Raw genomic sequence first — 452 nt, forward strand, 5'->3', positions numbered from 1 at the left:
TTGAGCGTCCGACAGCACATCCAGCTCAGCCAGCACACGATCGCCCTCAACCAGCTCCCACAAGGCCTGGACAAGCAGCGCACACACCCGAGCCGGATCAATCGGCGATTGAGTCTGGGCGGTGACCCTGAACTTGTCGCCACCGTCGTCGATCGACACCACCAGGGGATAGTTGGTGCGCTCTTCGCTGGACAGCGCCTCGACGCCCAGCCATGCCGCGGCCTCGCCATCACGGTCCAGAGTGTCGTGCCGGTAGTTCAGCAGGCTGGTGAACAACGGCGTCCCCGCCGGCACCCCACTGCACCGCTGCGCCAGACTCAACGGGGCGTGCTCATGCCGGATCAAACCGGTCAGCATCTCGTGAGCCGCCCGGACACCGTCACTGACGCTTCCGCCGGCGGTGTCCAGCCGCACCGGCAGGGTGTTGATCGACGCGCCAACCCCACGGCGAC

At 66.6% G+C, this 452-nt stretch carries 1 protein-coding gene; it reads right to left on the minus strand.

The genetic code is table 11. From position 1 onward, the window contains the following. Nucleotides 1-452: condensation domain-containing protein (locus E1294_RS52210; protein WP_132520847.1), on the minus strand; the 452-nt coding region annotated here is incomplete at both ends.

Source organism: Nonomuraea diastatica, from assembly GCF_004349015.1.
Lineage (GTDB): Bacteria > Actinomycetota > Actinomycetes > Streptosporangiales > Streptosporangiaceae > Nonomuraea > Nonomuraea diastatica.